Source organism: Streptomyces sp. NPDC047028 (genome assembly GCF_040644095.1).
In the GTDB taxonomy this organism is placed as follows: Bacteria; Actinomycetota; Actinomycetes; order Streptomycetales; family Streptomycetaceae; genus Streptomyces.
Window position 1 is genome coordinate 123,758 of the sequence record NZ_JBEYVS010000015.1, and the last position, 13,202, is coordinate 136,959.

Consider the following 13,202-nt stretch of genomic DNA (forward strand, 5'->3'; position numbering starts at 1 on the left):
GAGCGGGCGGCCCCGGTCCCGCCCGGGGCGCTCACCTACGCGTATCCGGCGGTCCGGCGACGTGGGAGACGGCCGCTACGGTGAGGCCCATGCGCGATCACGAACCCGCTGCCGGTCGCCCCGGGCGGAGGCTGACCACCAGGGAGACCGCCGAGGTGCTCGGTGTGAAGCCGGAGACGGTGTACGCCTATGTGAGCCGCGGGCTGCTCGGCAGCAGGCGCGAACCCGGCGGGCGGGCCAGCACCTTCGACGTGCGGGAGGTCGAGGAGCTCGCCCGGCGCAACCGGCGCGACGCCGCGGGCACCCCGGGTTCCGGCGGCGAGTTGTCGGTCCGGACGCGTCTGACGCTGATCGACGGTGACCGCTACTACTTCCGTGGTGTCGACGCCACGGAGCTGGCCGCACGTCACTCCTACGAGGAGGTCGCGGAGTGGCTCTGGACGGGCCGGCCGGCCCCCGGCGCGACGTTCACCGCGCCCGGCACCGCGGTCGCGCTCGCCCGGCACGCGGTGGACGCCCTGCCCGAGCACACCTCGCCCACCGACCGGCTCCGGGTCGCGACGATCGCCGCGGCGGCCGAGGACCCGCTGCGCTTCGACCTGTCGGAGGAGGCCGTGCTGAACACCGCGCGGGTCCTCATCCCGACCCTGGTCGCGGCGCTGCCGCCGGTCCGGCCGGGTCACCGGGACGAGGGCTCCCTGGCCCGCCGCCTGTGGGGGCGGCTGAGCGGGCGGCCGGTCGACGAGGACTGCCTGCGCGTCCTGGACACCGCCCTCGGCCTGCTCACCGACCACGACCTGGCGGCCTCCACGCTCGCGGTGCGGGTCGCGGCGTCGGCACGCGCGCACGCGTACGCGGCCGTGTCGGCCGGGCTCGGCGTGCTGGAGGGCCCCCTGCACGGCGCCTCCAGCGGTCTGGCCCACCGGCTGCTGCTGGACGTCCTCGACCAGGGCACGGCCGTTCCGGTGATCGCGGACGAGCTCCGTGCCGGGCGCCGCATCCCCGGGCTCGGCCACCGGCTCTACACCGGGGAGGATCCCCGCGCGCGCGTGCTGTTCGCCCTCCTGGAGCAGGTCCCGCGCGCGGAGCCCGCCCTGCTGGCGGCCCGCGACATCGTCGCCACCACCGCCCGGCACACCCCGTTGCACGCCAACGTGGACCTGGCGCTCGCCGTGTTCACCGTCTCCTGCGGCATGCCCGCCTCGGCGGGCGAGACGATCTTCGCCGTGGCCCGCACGGCGGGCTGGATCGCCCACGCCCTGGAGGAGTACGGCGAGCGGCCCCTGCGCATGCGCCCCAGCGGCCACTACGTCGGCCCGCGCCCGCCGCAGCCCCTGCCGTACCAGGCCCAGCACTGAGGGCAGCACCGGGGACACACGACCGCGGCCGGAAGTCGCAGCGCCCCGGGGCAGGTTAGGCTCGCCTGTGTGAGTAGGTGTACGACCGTCTCCCGGAGCCTTGACGAGCCCGTTTCCGGCACGGCGGCCACGGCGGCGACGTGGCTGCTCCTCGAACAGCCGGGACCCTGGGGTGCCAGGGCGCTCACCTCGAGCCATCTCGACCCCGCGCTGGGCCGGGCGCTGGAGGCCGCCGCCGAGGGGACGGGCGTACGCGTCGCGCTCGTCCGGCGCCCCGGCCGTCACGCCGACCCCGGCCGGCCCTCCGTCCGGCACGTGTACGCGGCGCACTGCGTCCCCGGGGACGTCTGGCTGCACAGCGCCACGACCCGTGACCCGTACGCCCTGCTCGACCTGGACCTCGCGGGGCTCGGCGCGGGCGACCCGCGTTCCTTCGGCACGGTCCTCGGCGGCCGGCCGCACCCGGACGGCCCGCTCGCGCTGGTGTGCACCAACGGCAAGCGGGACCGCTGCTGCGCCCTGCTGGGCCGGCCGCTCGCCGACGAGCTGTCCGCGTCCGGCGAGCACGACGTGTGGGAGGTCACCCATCTGGGGGGTCACCGGTTCGCGCCGACGGTGCTCGTGCTGCCGTACGGCTACGCGTACGGCCGCGCCGACGTCCACACGGTCGAGGCGGCGCTGCGCGGCGCGCGGGAGGGCCGCGTGGTCCTCGACGGGTGCCGGGGCCGCTCCGCGTGGGAGCGGCCGGGCCAGGCGGCCGAGCTGGCGGTCCGCTCGACGGCGCGCGAGGACGCGGCCGGTGCGCTGAGTGTCGTACGGACCGAGGGCGGGGCACCGCGCTGGCAGGTCACCGTCGCCCACGCCGACGGCCGCCGCTGGCGGGTCACCGTCGTCCAGGGCGCGTCCCTCCCACCGCGCCCGGAGAGCTGCGGGGCGGCGGTCCTCGGGACGCCGGCGCGGATGGACGTGGTGGCCGTCCGGGAGGTACGGCCGACGGCTCTGGCGAGCTGACTGCTGGAGGGCTTCGGGCCGGTACACGTACCGTCTTGGGTATGAGCCCCAGTCCCCCCGCCCGCCGTCTGCGCCTCGGGCTGCCCCGCCGGGTCTTCTCCCAGGTGCTGCTGATGCAGCTGACGATCGCCGCGGGAGTCGCCGTGCTCGCCACCGGCCTGTTCCTGGCGCCGCTGAGCAAGCAGCTCGACCAGGAGGCCGAGCACCGGGCGCTGGCCATCGCGCAGACCACGGCACAGGACCCGCAGATCGCCGAGGGCGTGCTGACCACGCCGCCCACCGCGAGCGGGCCGGTGCAGAAGGAGGCCGAGCGGATCCGCAAGGCCACGCGCGCGGAGTACATCGTGGTACTGGACCGGCACAAGCTGCGCTGGTCGCACCCCACGCTCTCCAACATCGGCAAGCCCGTCTCCACCAGCCCCGAGGAAGCACTCAAAGGCCACGAGGTCATGGAGATCGACAAGGGCACCCTGGGGCGCTCGGCGCGCGGCAAGGTGCCGCTGTACGACTCCCGTCACAGGATCATCGGCGCGGTGTCCGTGGGCATCGCCTACGACAGCGTGCGGGCGCGGCTGATCAGCGCGATCCCGGGGTTGTTCGCGTACGCCGGCGGCGCTCTGGCGGTGGGCGCGCTGGCCGCGTGGCTGATCTCCCGCAGGGTGCAGCGGCAGACCCGGGACCTGGCCTTCTCCGACATCTCGGCGCTGCTCGCCGAGCGTGAGGCGATGCTGCACGGCATCCGGGAGGGCGTGGTCGCCCTGGACCGCGGCGGCCGCATACGCCTGCTCAACGACGAGGCACGGCGGCTGCTGGGCATCGGCGACGAGGCCGTCGGCCTGCCGCCGGACGAGGCTCTGGGCGAGGGCCGTACGACGGACGTCCTGGCCGGACGGGTCACCGGCACCGACCTGCTCACGGTGCGCGGCCACCGGGTGCTGATCGCCAACCGGATGCCCACGGACGACGGCGGCGCCGTGGCCACCCTGCGGGACCGCACCGAGCTGGAGCAGCTGGGCCGGGAACTCGACTCCACGCGCGGGCTGATCGACGCACTGCGCGCCCAGGACCACGAGCACGCCAACCGCATGCACACCCTGCTCGGGCTGCTGGAACTGGAGATGTACGACGACGCGGTGGAGTTCGTCGGCGAGGTGGTCGGCGATCACCGGGTCACCGCCGAGCAGGTCACCGAGAAGATCCACGATCCGCTGCTGGCCGCCCTGCTGGTCGGCAAGGCGACCGTGGCCGCCGAGCGCGGCGTGGCCCTGTGGGTCTCGGAGCGCACGCGTCTCCCGGACCGGCTGATCGACCCGCGGGGGCTGGTGACGGTGGTGGGCAACCTGGTGGACAACGCCCTGGACGCGGTCGCGGCCACCCTCCACGCGCGCGTGGAGGTCGAGTTGCGCGCCGAGGGGCGCACGGTGGTGCTCAGGGTGCGCGACACGGGCCCCGGGATACCGGAGGAGCAGCGGGAGCTGATCTTCACCGAGGGGTGGTCCACCAAGAAGCCGCCGGCCCACGGCAAGCGCGGCATAGGGCTCTCGCTGGTGCGCCGGCTGGCGGAACGCCAGGGCGGGAGCGCGACGGTGGACGCGGCGGACGGGGGCGGCGCCGAGTTCACGGTCGTCCTGCCCGAGGCGCTGACCGAACCGGAGCTGCAGCCGGTGCTGACGGCGCACGAGCCGGATGCTGTGCCGGGTGCCGGGCTCGGGGCTGGTGCTGGTGCTGCCGACGCTGCGAGGGCGTCCGGGGCCGTCGTCGCCGAGGAGGAGGTGTGATGATCGAGGTCCTGGTCGTGGACGACGACACCCGGGTCGCCCGGGTCAACGCCGCCTACGTGGAGAAGGTGCCCGGCTTCCACGTGGCCGGCGAGGCGCACAGCGCGGCCGAGGCGCTGGACCGGATGGAGACGCTGCCGCAACTCGACCTGGTGCTCCTGGACCACTATCTCCCCGACGACACCGGCCTGGCGGTCGTACGGGAGATGCGCCGGCGCGGCCATCAGACGGACGTGATCATGGTGACCGCGGCCCGGGACGTCTCCACGGTCCAGGCAGCGATGCGGCACGGGGCGCTGCAGTACCTGGTGAAACCGTTCGCCTTCGCGGGACTGCGGGCCAAGCTGGAGGCGTACGCCGGACTGCGCCGGACCCTGGACGGCGGTGGCGAGGCGGAACAGGCCGAGGTGGACCGCATCTTCGGGGCGCTGTCCGCGTCGTCGGAGCCGGGGCTGCCCAAGGGGCACTCCCCCACCACGGCGGAGCTCGTGCGCCAGGCGCTGATGAACGGCGAGGGGCCGCTGTCCGCCCAGGAGATCGCCGAACGCACCGGGCTGAGCCGCCAGACCGCCCAGCGCTATCTGAAGCTCCTGGAGCGCACGGGACGGGCGCGGCTGACCCTGAAATACGGCGACGCGGGCCGCCCGGAACACCGTTACGTGTGGGCGACCCGCGCCTGAACAGGCTTCGAGCGGGCTTCGCGGCGGTCTGGCCGGCCGGGGCTACTTGGCCGCGTCGACGAACTCCGTCGTGTACGTCTTGCCGAGGTCCACCTTGGCGTTCTTGATGTTCGGGTTGAACGCCTTGAGGACCTTCTCGACGGTCTGCGGCCCGTTCTGGGGCATCACGCCGTCGTCGGTGAACATCGGCAGGGTGCTCTTGATCGACTCCGCGTAGAGCTTCTTGTTGCCCTGGGAGTAGTCTGCGGGCATCTTGGCCGCGATCTCGGACGCGCTGTGCGTGGACATCCACTTGAGCGTCTTGACGAACGCGTTGGCCAGCTTCTGGACGGTCTCCTTGTGCCCGTTCACCCAGTCCGTCTGCATGTACAGACTGGACGACGGGTACGGGCCGCCGAGCGCCTTCTGCGAACCCTCGGGCGTCCGCATGTCGAGGAGGACCTTGCCGGCCTTCTTGTCCAGGATCGTGGCGACGGTCGGGTCGGTCGTCATACCGGCGTCGATCGAGCCCTGCTGCAACGCCGCGATGAACGTCGGCCCCGCTCCCACGGCGACCGGCGTGAAGTCGCTGACCTTCACGCCGTTCTTGACGGCGAGGTACTTGGTCAGGAAGTCGGTCGACGAGCCGAGACCCGTGATGCCGAGCTTCTTCCCCTTGAAGTCCACGGGCGAGGAGATGCTCCCCGCCTGCTTGGCGGAGACGACCTCCACCTCGCCGGGCGCGTGCGAGAACTGCACGACGGACTCCACGGCCTTGCCCTTGGTCTGCAGGTCGAGGGTGTGGTCGTAGAAGCCGACGGCGCCTTGGACCTGGCCGGAGACGAGCGCGGTCTCGGCCTGGACACCGGCGGGCTCGCTGAGCAGCTCCACGTCGAGGCCCTCGGAGTCGAAGTAGCCGAGCCGCTGGGTCAGCATCGCCGGCATGTAGATGACCTTGTCCAGGCCGCCGACCATGATCTTGACCTTCGTGCCCTTGCCGTCGCCCTTGCTGCCGGCGGTGGAGGTGCTGCTCGCCGCGTCGTTGGCGCAGGCGGTGAGCGAGGAGAGGGCGAGCAGTCCGGAGGCGGCGAGCGCGGCGTATCTGGCGGTCTTGCGCATGACGGTTCACGTCCTTGTGGGAGAGCGGTGCGGGGAAGGGGGGTGCGAGGAAGCCGGGACTCAGTGGCCGGAGTTCGCCGGCTTCCACCGGAAGATGCGGTGCTCGGCGAAGGTCAGCAGACCCTCGGCCAGGAGGGCGACGACCGCGAGGATGACCATCGCGGCGTAGACGCCGGCGGCGTTGAAGGTGCCCTGCGACGCGGCGACGAGCAGGCCGATGCCCTTGGTGGCGCCGATGTACTCGCCGACGATGGCGCCGATCAGGGCGAAGCCGAAGCTGATGTGAAGGCTGGTGAAGATCCAGGAGGTCGCCGACGGGACGACCACCTGCAGCGTCACCCTGCGATCGCTCGCGCCGAGGATGCGGGCGTTGGCCACCAGGTTGCGGTCGACCTCACGGGCGCCCTGGAAGGCGTTGAAGAACACCGGGAAGAACACCAGCACCACGGCCGAGGCGACCTTGGAGGCGGGGCCCAGCCCGAACCAGATCACGAAGATCGGGGCCAGGACGATCCTGGGGAGGGAGTTGAGCACCTTGATGAACGGGCCGAGGACCTCGGCGAGGAAGGTGATCCGCCCCAGCGCGATACCGAAGACCACACCGGCGACGACACCGAGGACCCAGCCGAGCAGAGCCTCCTGCAAGGTGGCCCAGATCTGCTCGCCCAACGAGCCCTGTGCCGTTCCGTGCATCACCCAGGTGGAGATCTGGTCCCAGATCTTCGAGGGCATCGAGAAGTTGAACGGATCGATGATCTTCGCGCGGGAGAGCCCCTCCCACAGCCCGAGGAAGGCCACGAGGACCAGGGCGCGGGTCGCGTTGACGACGACCTTGTGGCGGCGTGCGGCACGCGCGCGGGTCTGTGCGCGGTCGGGGCTCTTGACGGTGTCGACGACGGGCGTGCTGAGGACCTCAGGCGACATGGGCGGCACCTCTTTCACGGGTGATGCGGACCTCTTCGCCGAGGGACTCCCAGATCTCGCGGTAGATCTCGATGAACCGCGGCTCCAGGCGGACGGACTCGACCTTGCGCGGCCGGGGCAGGTCGATGTCGAAGACCTGCTTGACGGTCGCGGGGCCGGCGGTCATCACGACCACCTTGTCGGCCAGCGCGATGGACTCCTCCAGGTCGTGAGTGACGAAGACGACGGACGCGCCCGTGCCCTCCCACAGCTCCAGCAGCTCGTCCGACATCAGCGCCCGGGTCTGCACGTCGAGCGCGGAGAACGGCTCGTCCATCAGCAGGATCTCGGGGTCGTTGACGAAGGTGGCGGCGAGAGCGACACGCTTGCGCTGGCCGCCCGAGAGCTGATGCGGATAGCGGTCCTCGAAGGCGGCGAGGCCGACGCGGGCCAGCCACTCGCGGGCCCGCTCCTTGGCCTCGGCCTTGGGCACGCCGCGGAAGCGGGGACCGGCCATGACGTTGGACAGGACCGTGCGCCAGGGGAAGGTGGCGTCCTGCTGGAAGACGAAACCGACCTTGTCGCCGACGCCGTCGACCGGCTCGCCGGCCACCAGCACCTCGCCCTCGGTGGGCTCCTCCAGACCGCTGACCAGGGTCAGTGTGGTGGACTTGCCGCAGCCGGTGGGCCCGACGACGGCGACGAACTCACCACGCCGGACGGTGAGGTCCAGACCGTGCACGGCCGTGTGCAGACCCCCCGACGGGGTCTTGAAAATCTTGCTCGCGCCCCGGAGCTCGATGGCGGGGCTGGTGTCTGCGCTCATGGCCTGGGACGGTAGATGTGGCCCCTGCCACAGCAGCAGTCTTGTGAGCACATGCCGTTCTTTTGCTCGCAAGAGCCTGTTGTGCTCATTCTGCTCGGGTTACAACTGCGGAGCCGAAACACGGGCCAAGCGCTCGCCGGCCTTGTGAGGAGAGGCCCGATGATTGACGTCCTGGTGGTGGACGACGACTTCCGCGTCGCCGAGATAAACGCCAAGTACGTGGGAAAGGTTCCCGGCTTCCGGGTCACCGCCCGCGCGCACAGCGCTGCCCAGGCACTGGCCGCCGTCGAACGCCACTCGGTCGACCTCGTGCTGCTCGACCACTACCTGCCCGACGAGACCGGCCTGGACCTCGTGCACCGCATGCGCGAACACGGCCACGGCACCGACATCATCATGATCACGGCGGCCAGCGACGTGACGACCGTCCAGAAGGCGATGCGCCTGGGCGCCCTGCACTACCTGGTCAAACCCTTCACCTTCGCCGCGCTGCGCACCCGTCTGGAGTCCTACGCGGCGCTGCGCCGAACCGTCGACCGGGTCGGCGGCCGCGGCCTCACTGGCCAGGAGCAGGTCGACCGCATCTTCGGCGCCCTGCGGACGGCCCCCGCGCCCTCGGCCCCCGGCCTGCCCAGCGGCCACTCGGAACCCACCACGGATCTCATCTGCGGCGTCCTGCACCGGGCCCAGCACCCCCTGTCCGCCCACGAGGTGGCCGCCGAGACCGGCCTGAGCCGCTCCACCGCCCAGCGCTACCTCCGCCACCTGGAACAGGCGGGCCGGCTGCGCCTGTTCCTGAAGTACGGCGACACCGGCCGCCCGGAACACCGCTACGCGTGGGTGGCACCCTGAGCTCTGCCGAGCGCCGGGAACCGCGGGACTACGCGGCGCCGGCACCGGTCAGCGAGCGCACCTCGGTCTCCGCGTACTTGGCCTCGTCGGCGGCCTCGTCCGAGGCGAGCGTGCCGAGCCAGCCGGCCAGGAAGCCGAGCGGAATCGAGACGATGCCCGGGTTCTGCAGCGGGAAGTACTGAAAGTCGACCCCCGGGAACAGCGAACCCGGGCTGCCCGAGACCACCGGGGACAGCACCACCAGCCCCAGCGCGGGGACCAGCCCGCCGTACACGGCCCACACCGCGCCGCGCGTGGTGAAGCCCCGCCAGAACAGCGAGTAGAGCAGCACCGGCAGATTCGCGGACGCGGCCACGGCGAAGGCGAGCCCGACCAGGAAGGCCACGTTGAGGTCACGGGCCAGCAGCCCGAGCGCGATCGCGACGACACCGATACCGACCGCCGCCCACCGCGCCACCGCCACCTCGCTACGCGCTTCGGAGCCCGGCCGCCGCAGCGACGCGTACAGGTCGTGGGCCACCGACGCCGACGAGGCGAGCGTGATCCCGGCGACCACCGCGAGGATGGTGGCGAAGGCCACGGCGGCGACGACCGCGAACAGCACCGTTCCCCCCGTGGACCGCGCACCGCCCCCCAGGTCGAGGGCGAGCAGCGGCACCGCGGTGTTCCCGGCCGCGTTGGAGGCACGCACCGCCTCGGGGCCCACAATCGCGGCCGCGCCGAAGCCGAGGACGATCGTCATCAGGTAGAAGCCGCCGATCAGGCCGATGGACCACACCGCCGAGCGGCGGGCCGCCCGTGCGGTCGGCACGGTGTAGAAGCGCGAGAGGATGTGTGGCAGCCCGCCCGTGCCCAGCACGAGCGCGAGGCCCAGGCTGATGAAGTCCAGGCGCGCCGTCCAGCTCCCGCCGTACTTCAGGCCCGGTGCCAGGAAGGCGTTCCCGTGTCCGCTGCGCTGTGCGGCGGTGACCAGGAGCCGGTCGACATCGCCGTGGAAGCGCACCAGGACCAGCACGGTCAGCGCGATCGTCCCGCTGATCAGCAGGACCGCCTTGACGATCTGGATCCAGGTGGTGGCCCGCATCCCGCCCAGCGACACATAGACCACCATGAGCGCGCCGACCCCGATGACCGTCCACGCCTGGGCCGCCCCGCTGGTCCGCCCCAGCAGCAGCGCCACCAGGCTGCCCGCGCCCACCATCTGCGCCACCAGGTACAGCACGGACACGGTGACCGACGAGGTGCCCGCAGCGATGCGCACCGGTCGCTCGCTCATCCGCGCGGCCACCACGTCCGCCAGGGTGAACCGCCCGCAGTTGCGTACCAGTTCCGCCACCAGGAACAGCACCAGCAGCCAGGCCACGAGGAAGCCCACGACATAGAGCAGCCCGTCGTAGCCGTACAACGCGATGAGTCCGGTGACGCCCAGGAACGACGCGGCCGACATGTAGTCACCGGAGATGGCAAAACCATTCTCCATCGGAGAGAAGAGCCGGCCGCCGGCGTAGAACTCCTCGGCCGACCCACGCCGGTTACGGCTCACCCAGGTGGTGATGCCCAGCGTCACGGCCACGAAGCCGCTGAACAGCACCAGCGCCAGAGCCTGGTGATGCCCTGTCACGAGGAACCTCCGTCGGCCCCGCGCGTCATCTCCTGCGTGTCCCAGCGCAGTTCCAGCGCGGCACGGTCCCGGCGCAGCCGCGCATGCCGGACGTAGGCCCAGGTCAGCAGAAACGTCGTGAGGAACTGGCCGAGCCCCGCGAGCAGCGCCACGTTCACCGCCCCGGCGACGGGCCGGGCCATCAGCCCGGGCGCCGTCGTCGCGGCGATCACGTACGCGACGTACCAGGAGAGGAAGAGGACGGCACCCGGGACCACGAATCCGCGGTACCGCGAGCGCACCTCCTGGAAGGCCTCACTGCGCTGTACTTCCAGGTACACGTCGCGGGCGCGTACGACCGTTTCCCCTGCCTCCCCTCTCGGGAAGGGCACGGCCGCCGCCGAGGTCCCGGTGCCGGCCGACTCGCCCCAGCCGGAGGCGAGCGCGTCGTACCAGGGGTCCTCGTACCTCACCTCGCGGGGGGCCGCGGCCCGGTCGTCGTGATTGCCTGCGGGGCTCTCGGGACCGTCACCGGCTCCGCGGGAACGGCCGTTGTTCGAGTGCATGCCCAAGGATGGACAGACCGGAAGATCCCCGGCTCTTCTTCCCCCAGGTCTTCACCCCATCAGGTGACCTCGGTGACTCACTCCCCGGACGGCCGCACCAGCCCCTTCGCATACGCGTAACGCACCGCCTGTGCCCGGTCCTTGAGGCCCGTCTTGGCGAACAGGTTGTTGATGTGGGTCTTGACGGTCGCCGTGGACACGTGCAGCCGCTGGGCGATCTCCTGGTTGGTGAGGCCGTCCGCGATCAGCACCAGGACCTCGGTCTCCCTCGCGGTCAGCCCGTCGGGCGGTTCGACGGCCGCCGGTCCGGGCTCGGGCTCCGACAGCCGTTCCAGCAACCGGCGCTGGACACTCGGCGCCAGCCCGGCCTGCCCGGACAGGACGCTGTGCACGGCCCGCACGATCTCGTCGCCGCCCGCGTCCTTGGTGAGATAACCGCGAGCCCCGGCGTGAAGCGCGGGAAACAGCGATTCGTCGTCCGCGTACGTGGTCAGGACCACGACCTGGGTTCCCGGATACTGCGACCGGATCCGCCGCGTCGCCTCCACCCCGTCGCAGCGGGGCATCCGCAGGTCCATCAGCACCACGTCCGGGGCGAGGTCGGCGACCAGCCGCACGGCCTCCTCACCGTCGCCCGCGGAACCGACGACCTCGACTCCCTCCAGCAGCCCGAGCAGCATCACGATGCCTTCCCGGACCACGGTCTGGTCGTCGGCGACCACCACACGCGCCGGCTTCCCCTCCTCCTTCATTTCCGTCATACGGGCACCTTCAGCGTCACCACGAACCCCTCCTCCTCCGGTCCCGCGTCCAGCGAACCGCCCAGCAGTTCGGCGCGCTCCCGCATCCCCAGCAGACCGTACCCGCCGCCGGCCCCGGTGAGTTCGCCCGGACGGCCGCCCGAGTCCCGTACGTTCAACATCACCTGGTGATCGCTGTAGTCGAGCCGCAGCTGGACCTTGGCCCCTTGTGCGTGCTTGCGGACGTTCGTCAGCGCCTCCTGCGCTACCCGGCGGACCGCCTGGGACGCCTCGGCCGGCAGGGGCCTGCGCTCCCCCGTGACGGTGACCTCCGCACCGGCGGCCTCGCTGACGAGCTCGGCCAGGAAGTCCTCGAGCGGCGTCAGCTCACCGCGCAGCGCGGACAGTGCCTGCCGCGTCTCGGTGAGCCCGTCCCGGGCCATGCCCCGGGCGGCGACCACTCGTTCGAGGATCTGCTGCCGGTCGGCCTCGCGCTCGATCAGCAGCCGCGCCGCCTCCAGGTGCACGAGCTGCGCCGACAGGCTGTGGGCCAGCACGTCGTGGATCTCGCGCGCGATCCTCGCCCGCTCCGCCAGCGCCGCGGACTCCGCCTCCGCGGCCCGGGCCGCCCGCTCCTGGGCGAGCAGCCGCTGCGCGCTCCCCCGGGCCTCCGCGTCCAGCCGCAGCACGTATCCGGCGAGAGCCATGCCCGCCGCGGTGGCGGCGGTGGTCAGCCATACGTCGTTGTTGAAGGCGGAGAACGATGCCAGCGCCACCGACGTCACGGGAAGCGCTGCCCCGAGCGGCAGCCGTTCCAGTGCGGTGATACCGCAGCCGCACCAGATGACCAGCGCCACCACCCTGAATCCGGTGGCCTGTGCCGCGACCGCGATCGCCAGCAACACGCTGACGCACGCCAGGGAGGGCACCAGCCGGTGCTGGTAGGTGGTACGGAAGAAGGCCCAGGAGACCGCGCCGGCCAGGAGGACTCCCGCCCCTGCCAGGATTCCGGGCCAGATGCCGACTCGGTTCTGGCTGAAGGTGCCCCACAGGAGCATCCCGAGGGCCAGCATCCGGACGGCCCAGCCGATCAGTCTCCGGATCCGGGCGATCCCTTCGCTGCCGAGCGCTTCGCGCGACGGCCAGCGCGTCCAGGCGTTCTCCGTCACACGAACTCCTTCCGGGTGGCCGGCATGGCGTCACCGTACGCCGAGGACGAGGGGCTCACGTCGTCGAGCGACCGCGCCCGCCAGGTCAGGACGCCGGAACGGACGAGCAGGGTGCCGGCGAGGCCGAGCATCAGGGCGGAGCTGTCCTGGTGGATCCCGAGGGCCGCCCCGAGGGCGAAGACGCCGACCCGCAGGGCTATGCCGGCGGCCCACACGGCGCCGCTCGCCTTGCTGCTCCTGGTCCACACGGACCCGTCCGGCTCCGTCCACACCCGTGTGGTCCATGCCCATCCGGCGCCCGTGCCCAGACCGATCAGCAGTTCCACGGCGAGCAGCACCGCGGACCCCGTGTGGTGATGGGCGTCGAGTATGCCGGGCTCGCGCAGCGCGACGACAGCGAGGACGGCGGGCAGGACCCACCAGCGCCGGTCGGTGTCGATCGGGCGCGCGCGGAACTGTCGTGCGATCACTAGGGCGGCGACGATCACGATCACCAGCGCGTTGACGAGCCCGGGCATCAGAGCCTCCGTGAGCGGGGAAGGGATGTCGGAGCCGAGCGCTGCCGACGCCTTCGACGTTACGGAAATCCACGGTCCAGGAGATCGGAGCGGGGGTGGATCA

At 72.0% G+C, this 13,202-nt stretch carries 13 protein-coding genes; 5 read left to right on the forward strand and 8 right to left on the reverse strand.

The window, feature by feature from the left end; translation table 11 throughout:
- Positions 1 to 89: 89 nt before the first annotated feature.
- From ABZ854_RS16065 to ABZ854_RS16080, 4 genes are all read left to right on the forward strand, one after another.
- Positions 90 to 1,358, forward strand: coding sequence for a citrate synthase (locus tag ABZ854_RS16065; RefSeq protein WP_361210316.1), 1,269 nt, complete (start codon positions 90 to 92; stop codon positions 1,356 to 1,358).
- A gap of 69 nt (positions 1,359 to 1,427) precedes the next feature.
- Positions 1,428 to 2,369, forward strand: a complete 942-nt coding sequence (locus tag ABZ854_RS16070; RefSeq protein ID WP_361210318.1) for a sucrase ferredoxin — start codon at positions 1,428 to 1,430, stop codon at positions 2,367 to 2,369.
- A 41-nt stretch (positions 2,370 to 2,410) separates the two neighbouring features.
- Positions 2,411 to 4,147 carry a sensor histidine kinase gene (locus tag ABZ854_RS16075; RefSeq protein ID WP_361210321.1) on the forward strand — a complete coding sequence of 579 codons (1,737 nt, stop codon included), beginning with the start codon at positions 2,411 to 2,413 and terminating at the stop codon, positions 4,145 to 4,147.
- Positions 4,147 to 4,827 carry a response regulator gene (locus ABZ854_RS16080; RefSeq protein ID WP_361210324.1) on the forward strand — a complete coding sequence of 227 codons (681 nt, stop codon included), beginning with the start codon at positions 4,147 to 4,149 and terminating at the stop codon, positions 4,825 to 4,827. Before ABZ854_RS16075 ends, ABZ854_RS16080 begins: the two co-directional genes overlap by 1 nt.
- Before the next feature lie 42 nt (positions 4,828 to 4,869).
- On the opposite strand, the gene ABZ854_RS16085 is transcribed toward ABZ854_RS16080, so the two are convergent.
- From ABZ854_RS16085 to ABZ854_RS16095, 3 genes are read right to left on the reverse strand one after another with little or no spacing between them, the layout of a single operon-like run.
- A complete protein-coding gene (locus ABZ854_RS16085) occupies positions 4,870 to 5,925 on the reverse strand; it encodes an ABC transporter substrate-binding protein (protein WP_361210327.1) in 1,056 nt (351 codons plus the stop codon).
- A 60-nt stretch (positions 5,926 to 5,985) separates the two neighbouring features.
- The gene (locus ABZ854_RS16090) at positions 5,986 to 6,849 is read right to left on the reverse strand and encodes an ABC transporter permease (protein ID WP_361210330.1); all 864 of its coding nucleotides are present in this window, start codon (positions 6,847 to 6,849) and stop codon (positions 5,986 to 5,988) included.
- Entirely contained in the window at positions 6,839 to 7,654 is an 816-nt protein-coding gene (locus tag ABZ854_RS16095; RefSeq protein WP_129306143.1) for an ABC transporter ATP-binding protein, read from the reverse strand. Before ABZ854_RS16095 ends, ABZ854_RS16090 begins: the two co-directional genes overlap by 11 nt.
- Positions 7,655 to 7,813: 159 nt before the next feature.
- Here ABZ854_RS16095 and ABZ854_RS16100 point away from each other — a divergent pair, with 159 nt between their 5' ends.
- Positions 7,814 to 8,506 carry a response regulator gene (locus ABZ854_RS16100; RefSeq protein WP_361210334.1) on the forward strand — a complete coding sequence of 231 codons (693 nt, stop codon included), beginning with the start codon at positions 7,814 to 7,816 and terminating at the stop codon, positions 8,504 to 8,506.
- Between the two features lie 28 nt (positions 8,507 to 8,534).
- Here the strand turns inward: ABZ854_RS16100 and ABZ854_RS16105 are convergent, their stop codons facing one another.
- The 5 genes from ABZ854_RS16105 to ABZ854_RS16125 all read right to left on the reverse strand — a co-directional run bounded on the left by ABZ854_RS16105 (position 8,535) and on the right by ABZ854_RS16125 (position 13,099).
- Positions 8,535 to 10,127, reverse strand: coding sequence for a cation acetate symporter (locus tag ABZ854_RS16105; RefSeq protein ID WP_361210337.1), 1,593 nt, complete (start codon positions 10,125 to 10,127; stop codon positions 8,535 to 8,537).
- Complete coding sequence (locus tag ABZ854_RS16110) at positions 10,124 to 10,672, reverse strand: DUF485 domain-containing protein (protein ID WP_361210340.1); 549 nt, start codon at positions 10,670 to 10,672, stop codon at positions 10,124 to 10,126. The genes ABZ854_RS16105 and ABZ854_RS16110 overlap by 4 nt, the downstream gene beginning before the upstream one ends.
- Before the next feature lie 77 nt (positions 10,673 to 10,749).
- Entirely contained in the window at positions 10,750 to 11,433 is a 684-nt protein-coding gene (locus tag ABZ854_RS16115; RefSeq protein ID WP_361210343.1) for a response regulator transcription factor, read from the reverse strand.
- Positions 11,430 to 12,581 carry a histidine kinase gene (locus ABZ854_RS16120; protein ID WP_361210346.1) on the reverse strand — a complete coding sequence of 384 codons (1,152 nt, stop codon included), beginning with the start codon at positions 12,579 to 12,581 and terminating at the stop codon, positions 11,430 to 11,432. Before ABZ854_RS16120 ends, ABZ854_RS16115 begins: the two co-directional genes overlap by 4 nt.
- Positions 12,578 to 13,099: a DUF1453 domain-containing protein gene (locus ABZ854_RS16125; RefSeq protein ID WP_361210349.1), complete on the reverse strand. Its 522-nt coding sequence runs from the start codon at positions 13,097 to 13,099 to the stop codon at positions 12,578 to 12,580. The genes ABZ854_RS16120 and ABZ854_RS16125 overlap by 4 nt, the downstream gene beginning before the upstream one ends.
- Positions 13,100 to 13,202 lie beyond the last annotated feature (103 nt).

Bases quoted from the DNA above. Each gene is read 5' to 3' on its own strand.
- ABZ854_RS16065 (WP_361210316.1), top strand. From the start codon at position 90: ATGCGCGATCACGAACCCGCTGCCGGTCGCCCCGGGCGGAGGCTGACC.
- ABZ854_RS16075 (WP_361210321.1), top strand. From the start codon at position 2,411: ATGAGCCCCAGTCCCCCCGCCCGCCGTCTGCGCCTCGGGCTGCCCCGC.
- ABZ854_RS16080 (WP_361210324.1), top strand. From the start codon at position 4,147: ATGATCGAGGTCCTGGTCGTGGACGACGACACCCGGGTCGCCCGGGTC.
- ABZ854_RS16085 (WP_361210327.1), bottom strand. From the start codon at position 5,925: ATGCGCAAGACCGCCAGATACGCCGCGCTCGCCGCCTCCGGACTGCTC.
- ABZ854_RS16090 (WP_361210330.1), bottom strand. From the start codon at position 6,849: ATGTCGCCTGAGGTCCTCAGCACGCCCGTCGTCGACACCGTCAAGAGC.
- ABZ854_RS16095 (WP_129306143.1), bottom strand. From the start codon at position 7,654: ATGAGCGCAGACACCAGCCCCGCCATCGAGCTCCGGGGCGCGAGCAAG.
- ABZ854_RS16100 (WP_361210334.1), top strand. From the start codon at position 7,814: ATGATTGACGTCCTGGTGGTGGACGACGACTTCCGCGTCGCCGAGATA.
- ABZ854_RS16110 (WP_361210340.1), bottom strand. From the start codon at position 10,672: ATGCACTCGAACAACGGCCGTTCCCGCGGAGCCGGTGACGGTCCCGAG.
- ABZ854_RS16115 (WP_361210343.1), bottom strand. From the start codon at position 11,433: ATGACGGAAATGAAGGAGGAGGGGAAGCCGGCGCGTGTGGTGGTCGCC.
- ABZ854_RS16125 (WP_361210349.1), bottom strand. From the start codon at position 13,099: ATGCCCGGGCTCGTCAACGCGCTGGTGATCGTGATCGTCGCCGCCCTA.